At 73.9% G+C, this 15,054-nt stretch carries 20 protein-coding genes; 9 read left to right on the top strand and 11 right to left on the bottom strand.

The window, feature by feature from the left end:
• Positions 1–237: 237 nt before the first annotated feature.
• From AB0M03_RS15240 to AB0M03_RS15255, 4 genes are all read right to left on the bottom strand, one after another.
• Positions 238–1,110: a hypothetical protein gene (locus AB0M03_RS15240; protein ID WP_363491943.1), complete on the bottom strand. Its 873-nt coding sequence runs from the start codon at positions 1,108–1,110 to the stop codon at positions 238–240.
• A 129-nt stretch (positions 1,111–1,239) separates the two neighbouring features.
• Entirely contained in the window at positions 1,240–2,466 is a 1,227-nt protein-coding gene (locus AB0M03_RS15245) for an MFS transporter (RefSeq protein ID WP_363491944.1), read from the bottom strand.
• An 8-nt stretch (positions 2,467–2,474) separates the two neighbouring features.
• Complete coding sequence (locus AB0M03_RS15250; RefSeq protein WP_363491945.1) at positions 2,475–3,863, bottom strand: FAD-dependent oxidoreductase; 1,389 nt, start codon at positions 3,861–3,863, stop codon at positions 2,475–2,477.
• A 49-nt stretch (positions 3,864–3,912) separates the two neighbouring features.
• A complete protein-coding gene (locus tag AB0M03_RS15255) occupies positions 3,913–4,104 on the bottom strand; it encodes a hypothetical protein (RefSeq protein ID WP_363491946.1) in 192 nt (63 codons plus the stop codon).
• A gap of 302 nt (positions 4,105–4,406) precedes the next feature.
• Between AB0M03_RS15255 and AB0M03_RS15260 the strand changes: the two genes are divergently transcribed.
• From AB0M03_RS15260 to AB0M03_RS15270, 3 genes are read left to right on the top strand one after another with little or no spacing between them, the layout of a single operon-like run.
• The gene (locus AB0M03_RS15260) at positions 4,407–4,775 is read left to right on the top strand and encodes a metalloregulator ArsR/SmtB family transcription factor (RefSeq protein WP_363491947.1); all 369 of its coding nucleotides are present in this window, start codon (positions 4,407–4,409) and stop codon (positions 4,773–4,775) included.
• Positions 4,776–4,827: 52 nt separating this feature from the next.
• Positions 4,828–5,184 carry a metalloregulator ArsR/SmtB family transcription factor gene (locus AB0M03_RS15265; RefSeq protein ID WP_363491948.1) on the top strand — a complete coding sequence of 119 codons (357 nt, stop codon included), beginning with the start codon at positions 4,828–4,830 and terminating at the stop codon, positions 5,182–5,184.
• Positions 5,185–5,200: 16 nt separating this feature from the next.
• Complete coding sequence (locus AB0M03_RS15270) at positions 5,201–5,674, top strand: N-acetyltransferase family protein (protein WP_363492032.1); 474 nt, start codon at positions 5,201–5,203, stop codon at positions 5,672–5,674.
• 33 nt (positions 5,675–5,707) lie between these two features.
• Here AB0M03_RS15270 and AB0M03_RS15275 read toward each other — a convergent pair whose 3' ends face one another.
• On the bottom strand, positions 5,708–6,247 hold the full coding sequence (locus AB0M03_RS15275) for a DinB family protein (RefSeq protein WP_363492033.1): 540 nt from the start codon (positions 6,245–6,247) through the stop codon (positions 5,708–5,710).
• A gap of 147 nt (positions 6,248–6,394) precedes the next feature.
• A complete protein-coding gene (locus AB0M03_RS15280; protein WP_363491949.1) occupies positions 6,395–7,057 on the bottom strand; it encodes a class I SAM-dependent methyltransferase in 663 nt (220 codons plus the stop codon).
• A 134-nt stretch (positions 7,058–7,191) separates the two neighbouring features.
• Here AB0M03_RS15280 and AB0M03_RS15285 point away from each other — a divergent pair, with 134 nt between their 5' ends.
• Positions 7,192–7,632, top strand: coding sequence for a DUF5990 family protein (locus AB0M03_RS15285; RefSeq protein WP_363491950.1), 441 nt, complete (start codon positions 7,192–7,194; stop codon positions 7,630–7,632).
• A 50-nt stretch (positions 7,633–7,682) separates the two neighbouring features.
• Here AB0M03_RS15285 and AB0M03_RS15290 read toward each other — a convergent pair whose 3' ends face one another.
• The 3 genes from AB0M03_RS15290 to AB0M03_RS15300 form a co-directional block, all read right to left on the bottom strand.
• The gene (locus AB0M03_RS15290) at positions 7,683–8,735 is read right to left on the bottom strand and encodes an ArsO family NAD(P)H-dependent flavin-containing monooxygenase (protein ID WP_363491951.1); all 1,053 of its coding nucleotides are present in this window, start codon (positions 8,733–8,735) and stop codon (positions 7,683–7,685) included.
• Positions 8,732–9,484 carry an MIP/aquaporin family protein gene (locus AB0M03_RS15295; protein ID WP_363491952.1) on the bottom strand — a complete coding sequence of 251 codons (753 nt, stop codon included), beginning with the start codon at positions 9,482–9,484 and terminating at the stop codon, positions 8,732–8,734. Before AB0M03_RS15295 ends, AB0M03_RS15290 begins: the two co-directional genes overlap by 4 nt.
• A 91-nt stretch (positions 9,485–9,575) precedes the next feature.
• The gene (locus AB0M03_RS15300; protein ID WP_363491953.1) at positions 9,576–9,881 is read right to left on the bottom strand and encodes a metalloregulator ArsR/SmtB family transcription factor; all 306 of its coding nucleotides are present in this window, start codon (positions 9,879–9,881) and stop codon (positions 9,576–9,578) included.
• A gap of 103 nt (positions 9,882–9,984) precedes the next feature.
• Between AB0M03_RS15300 and AB0M03_RS15305 the strand changes: the two genes are divergently transcribed.
• From AB0M03_RS15305 to AB0M03_RS15315, 3 genes are all read left to right on the top strand, one after another.
• Entirely contained in the window at positions 9,985–10,407 is a 423-nt protein-coding gene (locus tag AB0M03_RS15305; RefSeq protein WP_363491954.1) for an arsenate reductase ArsC, read from the top strand.
• A 592-nt stretch (positions 10,408–10,999) separates the two neighbouring features.
• Positions 11,000–11,185 (top strand): DUF1508 domain-containing protein, encoded by a 186-nt coding sequence (locus AB0M03_RS15310; RefSeq protein ID WP_363491955.1) that lies wholly within the window; start codon positions 11,000–11,002, stop codon positions 11,183–11,185.
• 202 nt (positions 11,186–11,387) lie between these two features.
• Positions 11,388–11,993 carry a hypothetical protein gene (locus AB0M03_RS15315; RefSeq protein ID WP_363491956.1) on the top strand — a complete coding sequence of 202 codons (606 nt, stop codon included), beginning with the start codon at positions 11,388–11,390 and terminating at the stop codon, positions 11,991–11,993.
• 15 nt (positions 11,994–12,008) lie between these two features.
• Here the strand turns inward: AB0M03_RS15315 and AB0M03_RS15320 are convergent, their stop codons facing one another.
• Positions 12,009–12,368 carry a DUF488 family protein gene (locus AB0M03_RS15320; RefSeq protein ID WP_363491957.1) on the bottom strand — a complete coding sequence of 120 codons (360 nt, stop codon included), beginning with the start codon at positions 12,366–12,368 and terminating at the stop codon, positions 12,009–12,011.
• A 111-nt stretch (positions 12,369–12,479) separates the two neighbouring features.
• On the opposite strand from AB0M03_RS15320, the gene AB0M03_RS15325 reads away from it, so the two are divergent.
• Both AB0M03_RS15325 and AB0M03_RS15330 read left to right on the top strand, forming a co-directional pair.
• On the top strand, positions 12,480–13,451 hold the full coding sequence (locus AB0M03_RS15325; protein WP_363491958.1) for an NUDIX hydrolase: 972 nt from the start codon (positions 12,480–12,482) through the stop codon (positions 13,449–13,451).
• A gap of 59 nt (positions 13,452–13,510) precedes the next feature.
• A complete protein-coding gene (locus AB0M03_RS15330; RefSeq protein ID WP_363491959.1) occupies positions 13,511–13,891 on the top strand; it encodes a DUF6188 family protein in 381 nt (126 codons plus the stop codon).
• 37 nt (positions 13,892–13,928) lie between these two features.
• Here AB0M03_RS15330 and AB0M03_RS15335 read toward each other — a convergent pair whose 3' ends face one another.
• Complete coding sequence (locus AB0M03_RS15335; RefSeq protein WP_363491960.1) at positions 13,929–14,942, bottom strand: zinc-dependent alcohol dehydrogenase; 1,014 nt, start codon at positions 14,940–14,942, stop codon at positions 13,929–13,931.
• Positions 14,943–15,054: the final 112 nt, after the last annotated feature.

Genomic DNA, 15,054 nt, shown 5'->3' on the forward strand with positions numbered 1-15,054 from the left:
CGGTACCGCGTTGCCGCACCGTCTCGGGGGTGCCGGGACCGATTCGTTCTCCCCGGCACCATATGGGTGGTGATGTCCCGCGCAGGCCTCACCATCGTGGGCCTGCGAACAGTGCCGCGCAACCGCGGGCAGCCGGTAACTCCTTGTGTGCACGGCCACTTCGGATTCCCGGCTTGCACACCGTCACCGGCCCGCCGCCGTAGCCTGCCACGCTCCGTGGAACGACCACGGCGAAGGCTACGGCCGGGCCCGGCGGGGACCCCGGAGGGTGGCGGGCTGCCACTGCATGAGCCCCACCGCGACGCCGCCCGCACCCGCGAGCAGTTCCAGCACGGTGGCGGTGGGGACGCCGGCCACCGCGAGGGCGGAGGCGAGGATCAGGACGGCGACCACGACGACCTGGTCGGCGGGCCGGAACCTGCGGCCGGGCGGTGTCGGGACGGACGGCGGTACGGGGCGACGGCGCGAGCGGGTCATGACGGTCCTCGGGGGTCGGCGACGCGGGGTCGGTGGGCGTCCGGCCGGCGGCTTGCCGCCCAGGATGGTCGCCTGGCGGACCGGGTCCGCGCCGTGGCCGGTGGGCGAGTGGGCGAGGACGTCGGAGTCCAGGTCCTCGATCGTCACCGAGCCGCCGACCTGGATCGCGATCGCCTTGGCCAGCTCGTCCAGGTCGCCCAGCGGCACACCGGCGATGCCCGGCTCCCGCGTCACCGACAGTGCCGCGTGCAGCATCCCGATCGCGGTCGACCAGTCCGTCCACCAGCCGCGGAAGAGCACCGCCGTCCCGGCCTCGGCGGCGGCCTCCCGCAGCGCCTCGTTCCCGGTCTCCGTCCCTCCGGGGCGGAGCACCACTCCGGCCGCTCCGGCGCTCCCTGCCCGGCGCACCAGCGCGACGGCCTCCGGGGAGTGCGGGTCGACGCCGACCGCGACCAGCAGGTCGCCCGGCGACTCCTGCGGCTCCATCGGGTCGAGCACGACCACCCGCCGCACGACACCGCTCACCCCGTGCGGCGCGGCACACAACTCGACGAACCGCTCCCCCACCAGCGCCAGCAGCCCCTTCAGGGTCTGCTTCGGCTCCGGCCCGCCCCACCGCTCCGCGTCCGACACGGGCACCCCTCCCCTTGACACGTGCATTGTCTGACTGATCATCAACTCACGCTCGGCCAAACATGGTTAGCGCCAGCCTAGTGCCGCGCTCGCCAGGTCACCCGGCCGTACGGCGAAAGCCCCCGTGGCTCAGGAGCTGCGTCGCACAGTCGACACCGCCGCGAACAGGGCCGCAACCGACGAGATCACGGCAAGGACCCCGAACAAGCCGGGACAGCCGACGCCCAGGGCCGGAATGACCGCTGCTGTCGCCCATGGAGCCAGCGCACCGGCGATGGCGGCCGGTGCGCCGAGCCGGGCGGTGAGGTGCCCGTAGGCGGTGGTGCCCCAGCGGTCGGTGACGGCGGTGGCGTGGAGCAGGGTGAGGTTGCCGCGGATGGCGCCGGCGAGGACCGCGATGCCGACGAGCAGGGCGGTGGGGCCCGGCACGAGGGCCAGGAGGAGGGTGGTCGCGCCGCCTGCGGCGATGAGGAGCACCGTACGGGTGGTGACGGCGGTGTGCCGGGCGAGGGTGGCGTAGAGGGTGCGGCCGAGGGTCTGGCCGAGTCCGCCGAGGCCGAGGGCCCAGGCCGCGGTGGTGGGGCCGGCGCCGCGTTCGGTGAGGAGCGGGACGGTGTTGAAGACGACGCCGTGCATCGCGAAGCCGGACAGGGTGAATGCCGCGGTGAGCAGGAGGAACGGTCTCGTCCGCGCGGGGCTTTCCGTCCCACTGCGGCCGATGGGGTGTGCTGTCGCGCGGGGTGCCTGGGGCCATGGGTGGCGCAGGGCCAGCGCGTGCAGCGGGATCGTGAGGGCGGCGAGGGTGGCCGCGAGGAGGAGGTAGGTGGTCCGCCAGCCGAGGTGGGCGGCAAGGGCGGCGGTGACGGGGGCGAAGACGGTGGAGGCGAGGCCGCCGGCGAGGGTGACGGTGGTGAGGGCTCGGACGTGGTCGGGTTGGTGCCAGCGGGTGAGGGCGGTGAAGGCGGGCTGGTAGAAGGTCGCAGCCATGGCGGTGCCGGCGAGCGACCAACCTGCGTAGAACATCGGCAGGTCGGGGGCGAGCGCGATGCAGACGAGCGCGACGGCGCCGAGGGCGGAGCCCGCGGTCATCACCGTGCGGGGTCCGTGACGGTCGATGATGCGGCCGACGGGGATGCCGACCAGCGCCGACAGGAGAAGTGCGGCGGTGAACGCGGCGGTGGCTCGCGGGGTGCTCCAGCCGGTGTCGGCGGTGATGTGCGGGAGGAGCACGGGGAAGGCGTAGTAGAGGATGCCCCAGCCGGTGATCTGGGTGACACACAGGGCGGGCAGGGCGGCGCGGGGCCGCGACCGGTCGCGTGTTCCGGTCGCGGCCCCGCCGAGGTGAGTGGCGGTCACGAGGGAGGTCAGCAACCGCCGCCGGTGGAGCACGACGAGGATTCGGTGGCGGGAGCGCCGAGGGTGATGAGCTGCGGCGCGGCCGGGACCGAGCAGCAGCCCCCGCCGCCGCCGTTCTGTGCGGCGTTCGGCTCGTCGAAGAGGCCGGCGCCGCCGCAGACTCCGGTCTCGGGGAGGGTGAGTTCGACGCGGGCGGCAGCCTCGTGGTCGCCGGCGAGGGCTGCGGCGACGGACCGGACCTGCTCGTAGCCGGTCATGGCGAGGAACGTCGGCGCGCGGCCGTAGGACTTCATGCCGACCAGGTAGACGTCGCCCTCGGGGTGGGCGAGTTCGCCCGCGCCGTGCGGGTGGACAGTGCCGCAGGAGTGCTGGTTGGGGTCGATCAGCGGGGCGAGGGCGGTGGGGGCCTGGAGGCGCTCGTCGAGGCCGAGTCGGACCTCGGAGAGGAAGGACAGGTCCGGGCGCAGGCCGGTGAGGACGACGACCTGGTCGACGCCTTCGCTGCGGCGGCCGTCCTCGGCGACCAGGACCAGGCGGTCGCCGTCGGCCTCGACGGCGGCGGTGCGGAAGCCGGTGAGGGCGGTGGCGTGGCCGTCGTCGACGGCCTTCTTGGCGCGAAGGCCGAGGGCGCCGCGGGCGGGCAGCTGGTCGGCCTCGCCGCCTCCGTAGGTCGACCCGTTGATGCCGCGGCGCAGGACCCATACGGCGTGCGTGCCGGGCTCGGCCTCGGCGAGGTCGGCAAGGTGGGCGAGAGCGGTGAACGCGGAGGCGCCGGTGCCGACCACGGCGGTGCGCTTGCCCGCGAACCGCTCCCGAACGGCGGGGTCTGCGAGGTCGGGGACGCGGTAGGAGACGCGGCCGTCGGCAGCGCGTTCGCCGAGGGCGGGCAGGCCGTCGGCGCCGAGCGGGTTGGGGGTGGACCAGGTGCCGGAGGCGTCGACGACGGCGCGGGCGAGGATTCGCTCCTCACGGCCGTCGGCGTGCTCGACGTGGACGGTGAAGGGCTGCTCGTCGCGTCCGGAGTCGACGATCCGGTCGCGGCCGGCGCGGGCGATACCGGTCACCCGGGCGTTGTAGCGGACCTGGTCGCCGAGGACGTCGGCGAGGGGCTGCAGGTACTGCTCGGCCCAGTCGCCGCCGGAGGGGTAGGTCTTGCCGTCGGGCCGGGTCCAGCCGGTCGGGGCGAGGAGCTTCTCGGCGGCCGGGTCGATCAGCTCCGCCCACGGCGAGAAGAGCCTGACGTGGGCCCACTCGCGGACGGCGGTGCCGGCGGCGGGTCCGGCTTCCAGTACCAGGGGCTCGATGCCGCGCTCGATCAGGTGGGCTGCGGCGGCGAGGCCGATCGGTCCGGCGCCGATGACGGCGACGGGCAGGTCCTCGGGGGTGTTCTCGGTCATCTCGGGTCTCCGCGTCGGTAGGAGGGTGGCCGGCTGTGGACGGGCCGGGTCAGCAGCAACCGGCGCCGGCGGCGGTGGCCTCGCGCTCGGCGTCCGGGGCGCAGCAGGTTCCGGCGTCGGCGGCGTCCTGGGCGGTGCCGCAGCAGGGGGTGGCGGCCGCGGGCTGCTGGGTGCGGTGCGTCTCTGCCGGGCCGCTGGTGCAGCAGCTGGTGGCGCGGTCGTCGGTGGCGTGCTCGGTCATGGCTGCCTCCAGGGGTCTCTTGTTTCGAAGTTTGTCGATGTCCCGTTGTGCGGCCAGCATGGCACCTGATTCGATGAGCGTCAACATAGTCATTTGTCGAATCAGGAGGAGGTATGGAGACGGTGGACGTCGCGGCGATCGGGGGGCGGACAGTCCGGCCCGGCCGCCGCGCAGGCCTTGCGCCGAAAGGGCCTGCGGCCGGTGCTCCTGGAGACTCCCGAACGGCCGGCCGGGTCGCGGCCGCGCTGGACCGCCGCCCGGCCGGACTTCCGCTGTGATTCGGCAAGTGTCAACATAGATGCATGTCGAATCTTGAGGTGGTCAACCTTCCACTGCTCGAACCGGAGGCCGCCGCACCCTGCTGCCCGCCGCTGACCTCCGCGCCGCTGTCGGAGGAGGACTCGGCCAGGATGGCGGCGATGTTCAAGGCCCTGTCGGACCCGGTCCGCCTGCGGCTCTTCTCCCGCGTCGCCTCCCACGAGGGCGGCGAGGCGTGCGTGTGCGACATCCAGGACGTCGGCGTCTCCCAGCCCACCGTCTCCCACCACCTCAAGAAGCTCCGCGAGGCAGGCCTGCTCACCTCGGAGCGGCGCGGCACCTGGGTCTACTACCGCGTCGCCCCGAGCGCGCTCGCCGCCATGGCCGGCATGCTCACCGCCGCCACGGACTGAGTCGACGACGGGCGTTCCCACGGAGCATTCGATCGACTATCGTCGATTGTCGATGAACCAGTCGAACTGCACCAGTACCGTTGTCGACGCCGAAACCGCCGAGCTGTACGCATCGTTGTTCAAGGCGCTCGCCGACCCCACCCGCATCCAGCTGCTGCACCTGCTCGCGGCCGAAGGCCGGCCGATGAGCGTCGGCGAGATCGTCGGACGCTCGCCGGTGGGCCAGTCGACGGTCTCCCACCACCTGAAGGTCCTCGCAGAGGTGCGCTTCGTCCTCCCCGAGAAGCAGGGCACCTCCACCCGCTACCAGGTGAACCGCGCCTGCCTGACGGTCTTTCCGGCCGCCGTCGCGGCCATCCTCGCCGAGCCCCGCACCGAGCTGCCCCGGGAGGACGATCGTGGCCGCTGACATCCTGGTCGTGCCGATGACCGACGACCACGCCGACCAGGTCCTGGCGATCTACCAGGCCGGCATCGACGAGGGCAACGCCACCTTCGAGACCGCCGCACCCGCCTGGCAGACGTTCGACGCGGCCAGACTGGCCGAGCACCGCTTCGTGGCCGTCGACCGCACCGGCCGCGTCCTGGGCTGGGTCGCGGCGAGCCGGGTCTCCGACCGCTGCGCCTACGCGGGCGTGGTGGAGCACTCGGTGTACGTCCACCCCGACGCCCGCGGCCGTGGCGTCGCCGGCAGGCTGCTGCGGGCGCTGATCGCCTCCACGGAGGAGGCGGGTATCTGGACGATCCAGTCCGGCGTGTTCCCGGAGAACACCGCCAGCATCGCCGTCCACGCCCGGACCGGTTTCCGGGTGATCGGCACCCGCGAACGCATCGGCCGCCACCACGGAGCCTGGCGCGACGTCCTGTTGATCGAGCGTCGCAGCCCGATCGTCGACTGACCTCGTCAGGGCCGACCACCATGGGTCGGGACGTCAGCCTCGGTCGTCCAGGGTGAGCTGGCGGTGGTGGAAGTCGAAGTGCCGGGTGGGGTAGCGATAGATGTCCGCGAGGGTCATGTACTCCTCGAAGAACGGGTCCCAGCGCACCGGGTAGTGCATGCCGCGAGCGAGATCGGCGTCCGACTCGCGGTCCAGCCCGCGGTGCAGGGCGGCGATGACGCGGTCGAACTGCGCGCCCGTCCGCCGGGGACCGATGACCTTCACCGCCCCGCACGGCCCCAGATAGTTGACGAGGTCGAACGGAACGGTCGCCGCATCCAGTACGCGCGCGAATGCCCGGCTGACACCGCGCGGCAGGCGACCGAAGAGGCGAACGAGCACCAGCAGCGCCCGCACCACGATGAAGCCGAACAGCATGTGCCACAGCAGCTGCTCGTTCGTCCACCGCGTGCCGCGGGTGGGCCGGGCGAGATCGTCCGCACTCGCTGCCTCCAGCAGCCGGTGGAACTCCGAGCGTGCACGTTCCAGCTCGCCATGGACTTCCTGCCGGTTCAGCGGCCCGCTTCCGGCCATGGTCACCGGTCCTCTCCGTCGACCCGCATGCGCCTGGACGCCCCCGGGTTGCCAGGATGCCCCTCTCGCAGACTTCCAGTCGTCCGGCGTCGAGATCGGGGGGATCAGTGGCCGCAGAGCAGGTGCCGTCGACACCCACGCTGCCGATCATCGGGGCAGGGCCTGGGTGATGCGCCACAGGCGGCGCGGCAGGTCGCCTTCCTCGAAGGGGTGGACGTCGGTGAGGGTCCAACCTTCGGCGAGCTCGTCGACCAGGTGGCGGGGGAAGAAGTGGACGACGAAGCCGCCGTGTTCCCAGATGTCGTCGCCGTGTCCGGCGCCCGCACCGTAGTGGGCGTCGCCGGTGTGGCGGACGGTGTAGACGAAGACGCCGCCCGGCCGCAGGACTCGGCGGACCTCCGCGACCAAGGCATGGATCTCCTCGGTGGACAGCGCCATGCACAGCAGCATGTGTGCGAAGACGGCGCCCACCGAGGCGTCGGCGAGCGGCAGCGGCTCGCGCACATCATGCACTGCAGTGGTGACCTTCTCTGCCAGGCCCTCGGCGGTGGCCCGCGCGCGGAGCTGGTCCAGGCCCACCGGGCTGAAGTCGGTGGCCAGCACGGTGAACCCCGAGCGGGCGAAGAACAGCGCGTCACGGCCGTGGCCGGCACCCAGTTCCAGCACGTCGTGCGCATCTGCGGCCCGGAACACCTCGGCGGCGTGGACCGCCGGGTCCGAAGGCCGGTCGCCGTACATGCCGGGATGGGCCCCGTACGTCTGCTGCCAGTGCTCCTGCTGAGCCTCGGCAAGCTCCCGGCCCTCATGCATCGCAGCTCCTCGTGCCGTTCCGGCCCCCCGGGACTGTTGTCAGCCTAGATCGCTCCCGGACAGGAGATCCCGAACGCCTGCAGCGGGACCCTGTTGTCCCGACGGCTGACAGACCACCGAGGAAGACTGTCCCCATGCAGATCCGGATTGAGGCCTTCGACCTGCCCGGCCGCACCTGTGCCGCCGGGCCCGACTTCCCCGGTTACACGAACATCCACATCGCCGTTCAACGGCGCGAGGCATTGCTCGATCCGCAGCCCGGCGATGCCTCCGCGGCGACCTGGACACTGGACTGCACCGCTTCGAGCACCGACTTGAAAGGCCCGTACATCCAGGGCCGGCCCGGGCAGCGGTTCATCCACCTCTCGTGGGGCAGCGTCGACGGCACCGGCACGTTCACCATGTTCCGCCGCGCCAAGCTCATGCTCGACGCCATCGACCCGGCCGTCCTCACCGCTGCCGCACGTTCGGGGTGGTTGGTGGCCCGCCTGGGTGCAACCGATGCCAAGGGGCAGCCGCTGTGTGCGGCCGTCCGCCCGCCGCGCGTCGAATGGTCCGCCGGAGCCCCGATCTGATCCCTTGGGGCTTCCGGATCGACTCCGCACGATGGCACGCGCGCGAGGGCTCAGCTCAGCCGGTCTCTGATCTCCTGGACTGCGGTGCGGGCCGTCCGGCCGACGCCGATCAGGGTGGCGGAGGCCGGGCCGGTCCAGTCTCCGTAGCCGAGCAGGTGGATGCGCGGGTCCGTCTCCGCCCGGGTACCGACGGTGGCGATCCGGCCGCGTCCACCGGTACGCAGGCCGAGCGGGGCGAGGTGGTGCAGGGCGGGGCGGAAGCCGGTGCACCAGATCACGGCATCCGCGGGCCAGACGGTGCCGTCGGCCCACTGCGGGCCGTCCGCGGTGAAGGCCTGGAACATGCGGTGGTCGGTGAGGAGACCGGCGTCCCGTGCCTCGCGGACGGGCGGGGTGGCCACGATGTCGCCGAGGTCGGAGATCCGTTCGCCGCCGTGCCGGACGCGGCGGGTGGCGATCTCGAACAGGGCGCGGCCGTCGATGTGGTCGGGCAGGAGGCGGGCGGGTCGGCGGGTGACCCAGCGGACGGCGGCCGCAGGCCCGGTGAGGTCGGCCGCGATCTGGGCGCCGGAGTTGCCGCCGCCCACGACGACGACCCGTCGGCCGGCGAAGTCCTCGGCCCGGTGGTAGTCGCGGGTGTGGAGCTGGCGGCCGGTGAAGGATTCGCGGCCGGGGACGGCCGGGACGAAGGGCCGCCACCAGTTGCCGGTGGCGCTGACGAGGGCGCGGGTGTGCCAGGTGCCGTCGTCGGTACGGACGATCAGGCCACCGTCCGCGGCGTTCTCCACCGCGCGGACGTGCACGGGGCGGTGGACGGGCAGCTCGTACCGCTTCTCGTACTCGGTCAGGTACTGCACGACGTGGTCGGCGTCGGGCCACTCCGTCCCGGCCTGGCCCGGCATCGGTCGGCCGGGCAGGGAGGAGTAGGCGGCCGGGGAGAACAGATGGAGGCCGTCCCAGTAGTGCTGCCATGCGCCGCCGGGCGACGGCGAGGCGTCGAGGATCGCGAAGTCCAGTCCGGCGCGCCGCAGGTAGTACCCGGCGGCGAGGCCGGCCTGGCCCGCTCCGACGACCAGGACCCGGGCGCGCCGGACGGCGCTCACGAGGCGTCGGCCTTGCGGCCCGCGCGGTGGGTGAAGACCAGCGCGACCAGGACGAGGCCCACGACGCCACCGATGAGCTGCATGCCGATGAACCCGGACACCGAGGACGGCGCGATGCCGGCGAAGGTGTCGGTGAACGCCCGGCCGATGGTGACGGCCGGGTTGGCGAACGAGGTGGAGGAGGTGAACCAGTACGCGGCGCCGATGTAGGAGGCGACCGCGACGGGGGCGAACCGCAGCAGGTCGCTCTTGGCCAGGCCGAAGATCAGCAGGACGAGGCCGGCGGTGGCGACGACCTCGCCGAGCAGCAGGTGCCCGGCGGAGCGGTCGTGGGTGGACCACTCCACCAGGGCCTGGCCGAACATGGCGTCGGCGAGAACCGCTCCGCCGATCGCGCCGGCGATCTGCGCCGGGATGTAGGCGGCGACCTCCCGCGCTCCGAGGCCCTTCGGGTCGCGCCGCCCCGTCCACCACTCGGCGAGGGTGACGACCGGGTTGAAGTGCGCGCCGGAGACGGGGCCGAGCAGCAGGATCAGCACGCCGAGGCCGAACACGGTGGCCAGGGAGTTGGCCAGCAGCTGCAGGCCGACGTCCTGGGTCAGCTCGGTGGCCTGGATGCCGGAACCGACCACGACCGCGACCAGCGCGGCGGTGCCGACGAGCTCGGCGGCCACCCGGTTCAGCAGGGGCACCGCGGGCGGCTCGACCGCCAGAGGCTCCTCGGCGCCGTCCGCGTTCGCATGGTTCACGGGGTCAGTCTCGGATCTCGCCTCGTCCATGACGCTCAAGGACACTCCTCGTACAGGGCGGGACAGGCCGCCGGTGGGGGCTGTGGGGGTTTCAGCAGGAGCGTTTGCGGCCTGCTGCCTCGCGGGCGGTGGCGGCCAGCCCGGCGAACCCCGCCGCGACGGCCTCGAGGGCGTCGGGGCGGAGCGAGTAGTAGGTGAAGCGACCGCACGGCTCGGTGTCGACCAGCCCCGCGTCCCGGAGGATCTTGAGGTGGTTCGACAGGTTGGTCTGTCTGGCCCCGGTCTCCTCGACGAGGTGGGTCGTGCACAGCGCCTCCCGGGCGAGCAGCGCGAGGATCTGCATCCTCAGCGGGTCGGCCAGGGCCTTCAACACGTCACTGTCGACTGACATCACCATGGGCTGATACGTTAGCGGTCGCCGGGGGAAATCCCAAGCCACACGGCCCGCCCGGGCCTGCGATGCGCCGCGCCCCGCCATGGGCCGCGATGAAGGAAGAGCCATGCCCACCACCGCCTCCGCGTCCGTGCTGTTCGTCTGCATCCACAACGCCGGCCGCTCCCAGATGGCGGCCGGATTCCTGCGCCACCTCGCCGGTGACCGCGTCGAGGTCCGCTCGGCCGGCTCCATGCCCGGGGAGCAGATCAACCCGTCGGCGGTCGCCGCGATGGCCGAGCTCGGCATCGACATCTCGGACCAGAAGCCGAAGGTGCTGACCACCGAGGCCGTCCAGGCCTCCGACTACGTCATCACCATGGGCTGCGGCGACGCCTGCCCCTACTTCCCCGGCAAGAAGTACCTGGACTGGAAGCTCGACGACCCGGCGGGTCAGGGCGTCGAGGCGGTCCGCCCCATCCGTGACGAGATCAAGCGCCTGATCGAGAGCCTGATCGCCGAGATCGACGCCGAGCAGCAGGGGAGCTGACGCCCCACGGGCGAGAACACCGACGTGCGCGAGGGCATCGCCATCGGCCACGACCCGCGCACCGAGCCGTTCACCAGGCAGCCCGACCTCGACGACGAGGGTTGCCTGAAGGCGCAGGCACCCGCCACCCGCACCGACATCCCGGGCCTCTTCGGGGCGGGCGACGTGGTCGACCGCATCTACCGCCAGGCCATCACCGCCGCCGGCTCCGGCTGCGCCGCGGCCCTGGACGCCGAGCGGTACCCGGCCGCACCGGCCGGCGTACGGGCGGAGGAGCTCGCGCCCGTCGCACGACGGACGTCATGGGGCCGTGCTCTCCAGTACGGAGCGCCCGAACAGGCCGCGTGCCCGGTCCGTCGCGGCTTCCCCACGACGCCCCGGGTCCGGCCCTGCTTTGCCGTGGATCTCCGCGCCCTGCGCTCAGATCGTGCGAGACGAGGAAAACGGCCCGAAGAGGGCGTTGTCCAGGATGCCGCCGCCGAAGACCGAGCCGTCCGATGTCCACCCGAATGCCTCATCTGGCATGCAGCGCAAGGGGCTTGCTCCTACGGTGCCCGGAGAGGGGGGCCCCGATCGAGAGGTGAAATCCGTCATGGCAGGCAAGTTCGAGCTGTACGTCGACGAGTCGGGCAACCACCGCTTCCGCCTGAAGGCCAGCAACGGCTCGGTCGTCGTCACCGGCGACCCGGAGGAGTCGCGGGAGCAGTGCATGAAGAGCATCGAGTCGCTGCGCAAGCTGGCGCCGTACGCGCAGGTGCTGGAGGTCTCCGGCTCGTAGCGTCGACCCGGCCGAACAGCGCGCGGGCCGGCCGTCCTGTTGGGGCGGTCGGCCCGTTCGCGTGCGTGCCGAGCGGCCGGCGGACCGCATCGGATCTCCTCGAAAGCCTCACACGTGACACCTGTCGGCCGTTCGGGTGCCGTGCGTAGGGTCCAGTGGCAAGTACGCGCCAGCCGCGCGAGAACCGACCCCGGAAGATCCCATGGACTACTGCGCACCGTGCCGACGCCATCTGAACGGCGCACTGTCCTGCCCCGGCTGCGGAGGGCCCGGCGGCCCGGCGCCGATGGACGCGACGGCCGTGCTGCCCGCCTCGGCCCCGGAGCCGCCGCACTACGCCCCCGGCGGACAGCAGCCCGGCCCGCCCCCGTACCCCGCGGACGGCGAGCCGCAGGGCCGCCGGGCCCGGCGGCGGCCCGCGCCGCGCAGGCGCCGCGCCGCCCTGCTGACCGCGGCGGGACTGGCCCTGGGCGGCGCCGGCATGCTGGCACTGGCCGCCCCCGACGGCAACGGCGCGGCCCGCCCGATCACCGCCCCGGTGGACGAAGCGCAGCCGACGGCCGCCGCGACCGCCACCGCCGCTCCGGCCACCACTTCGGCCGCCCCCTCCCCCACGGTCTCGGTGAAGCCCTCGAGGTCCGCGAGTGCCAGGGCCAGCGGCTCCGCCACGGCCTCGACCGCGCCCACCGCCTCCGCCACGCAGGGCAGCACGGCGCCGACCGCCACGGCGACCTCGAAGCCCACACGCGACAAGCCCTCGCCGCGGCCCTCGAAGTCGTGCACGCCGATCCTGTTCTGGTGCACCTGAGCTGCGGCTGAGCGGTCAGGCTTCTGCGGAGAGCAGGTCCGCCAGGACCGCGGCGTGGCTGCGGTCCGCCTCGCGGGTCGCGGTGAGCAGCGTGAGCGGGCCGCGGCCGGCCAGCTCGCGCAGGTGGGCGAGGGCCCCGGCCTGCTCCGGCTCTTCCAGCTCGGCCAGGTAGCGGCTGCGGAACTCCGCCCACCGGTCCGGGTCGTGCCCGTACCACCGGCGCAGGTCGGTGCTGGGGGCGACGGCGCGCAGCCACTCGTCGAAGCCCGCCTCCTCCTCCTTGGCCAGGCCGCGCGGCCAGAGCCGGTCGACCAGTACGCGCACGCCCTCGTCGGGGCCCGGTGCGCCGTGGATCCTGCGGTAGGTGACGGCCATCCGGCCATGTTCGCCCGCCGGGCCCCCGACGGCGTGCGTACGCTCCGGAGTGTCCTGGATGCTGTCCGTGAGGACCGGCGGCGACGCGGGTGGCACACGGAGGGCGGCGGCATGGGGTGGGGCGGTGGCGGCGGCCCGTTTCCGCTGGCGGCGGCGGGAGTGCTGTTCCGGGACGGCGCGGGGCGGCTGATGGTCGTCCGGGCGGTGTACGAACACGAGCACCCGGTGGAGGTGCCCGGCGGCGGGTGGGAGCTGCAGGACGCGACGCTGCGGGAGACGGCCGTCCGCGAGCTGCTGGAGGAGATGGCGCTGCGTCCGCGGCTGCAGGGGCTGGCGAGCGTGGACTGGGCGATGGCGAGGTCCCGGCCGCCGATCGTGTCCTTCCTGTACTGGGCCCCGGCGCCGACCGCTGCGGAGCTGGCCGCGGTGCGGCTGCAGGAGGACGAGATCGGCGGGTACGCGTTCGTGACCCCGCGGCAGGCGATGTCGGCGCTGCCGCCGAAGCTGTCCCGCCGGGTCGCGGCCTGCCTGCGGGCCACGGCCGGGTCGGAGCCGGTGGAGCTGGAGGACAGCCGGCCGGTGGGGCCCGCGGCGGCCCTGCTGCCGCCCCTCCCGGCGCCGCCGTACACCCGGGCGGCCGGGCTGGCGCTCGCGGGCGGCGACCGGCCGCCGGTGACGCCGCCGCTGGACCGCCGGACGTACATCGCGACCCGGCCGCGTATCCGGGCGCTCGTCCAGGTGCTCGCCACCGACGGCGCCGGCCGGGCGGTCTCCGCGGAGGGCCCGGTGGCGGCGGACCGCGAGACGCCGCGCGGGGCCGCGGCCCGGCTGCTGCGGGAACGCCTCGGCCCGGTCCGGCCGCCCGGCCGGCTGCTCGGCCTGGACTGGCTGCCCGCCGACGCCGGGGCGATGCCGCAGCTGGTGTACGTCTTCGACGGCGGCCGACTGGGCGGCGGCGCCCGCCCGGACGCGGTGCCCGCCGCGGAGGCCGGGCCGCGGGTGGCGGCGTGCCTGGCCCGGCGGGGCGGGCCGGGTGGCGCGATCGAGCTGGTCAACGGCGTGCCGGCGGCCGGACCGGCATGACGCCGGCACCGGGCGGCGTCACAATGGAGCGGCCAGCGCCGCCCGTCCGAGGAGGTTCCGTGGTCCGCGAGATCGAATCCGTGCTGGACGGCCTGCGGGTGGAGGCGGTCGCGGCGGCCGGACGGCTGACGGTGACGCTGGCCGGCGGTGTGGTGCTGACGGTGGAGAACGACTTCCGGCTGCGGACGGCCGCCGAGGTGGAGCACTTCTACCCCGGCCTGACGCTGCGGCCGTCCGCCGCGCTCGCCGCACTGACCGGTGCGCGGGTGGCGGCGGCCTCGGTGACCCGCTCGGGCGGCCTGGAGCTGGCCTTCGACTCGGGCACCGTACTGTCGGTACCGCCCGACACGACGGGCTCGCGCCCCGCCCCCGCCTGGCGGGTGGCCGGCCCGGCCGGCCCCCTGTTCGCCGCCGAACCGGGCGGCTACCTGGCGGTCTGAAACCTGCACGGGCCCGTCCGCGGTGTGCGGCACCGCCTCAGCTCAGGTCGAACACCAGCCGGGCGGCGACCCTGCCCGCCAGGACCTCCTCGAAGCAGGCGTTGACCTCCTCCAGCCTGCGGGACTCGCGCATCACCCGGGTGCGGCCGAGTTCGTGCAGCCGGAACACCTCGGCGAGGTCCTGCCGGGTGCCGACGATCGAGCCGACCACCTTCGTCCCGTTGAGGACGGTGTCGAAGACCGGGATCTCCAGCGTGCCCTCGGGCGGCAGGGCGACCAGCACCAGCGTCCCGCCGCGGCGCAGCGCGCCGTACGCGGCCCGGAACGAGGCGTTGCTGACGGCGAGCGCGATGGCGGCGTCGGCGCCGCCGAGCTTCTGGACCTCGGCGGCGACGTCCTGCTTGCGGGCGTCGACGAGGTGGTCGGCGCCGAGTTCGCGGGCGAGGTCGAGCTTCTCGTCGGTGACGTCGACGGCGATCGTCTCGGCGCCGGCGAGCCGCGCGTACTGCAGGGCGAGGTGGCCGAGGCCGCCGATGCCGGAGACCAGCACCCGCGAGCCGGGGCGGGCGCCACCGACCTTGACGGCCTTGTAGGTGGTGACCCCGGCGCAGGACAGCGGTGCGGCGTCCAGCGGGTCGATGCCGTCCGGCACCGGCACCACGTAGTCGCCGTGGGCGACGGCGTACTCGGCGTACGCGCCGTCCACCGAGTAGCCGGAGTTGTGCTGCTGCAGGCAGAGCGTCTCCCAGCCGGAGACGCAGTGGTCGCAGCGGCCGCAGGCGTCGGCGAGCCAGGGGATGGCCACCCGCTGGCCGACCCGGACGTGCCGGACCTGTGCTCCGGTCCGCTCGACGATGCCGACGCCCTCGTGCCCGGGGACGAACGGCGGGGTGGGGCGGACGGGCCAGTCGCCGCGGGCCGCGTGGATGTCGGTGTGGCACAGGCCGGACGCCTCGATGCGGACCAGGACCTGGTGCGGGGCCGGCTCCGGGCGGGGGCGGTCCTCGATGGCGAGCGGTGCGGTGAAGTCGCGTACGACGGCGGCCTTCATGGCGGTGTCCTCCCGGGTCGAGCGGGTGCGGGTGCGGCGCCGGGGTCGGCGGGGCCTGCTGCCGCCAGTCCATCGCGGGCCGGCCCCGGGCGGGAGTGCCGGAAGTCCCCGG

It is taken from the genome of Kitasatospora sp. NPDC051914, from assembly GCF_040680995.1.
In the GTDB taxonomy this organism is placed as follows: domain Bacteria; phylum Actinomycetota; class Actinomycetes; order Streptomycetales; family Streptomycetaceae; genus Kitasatospora.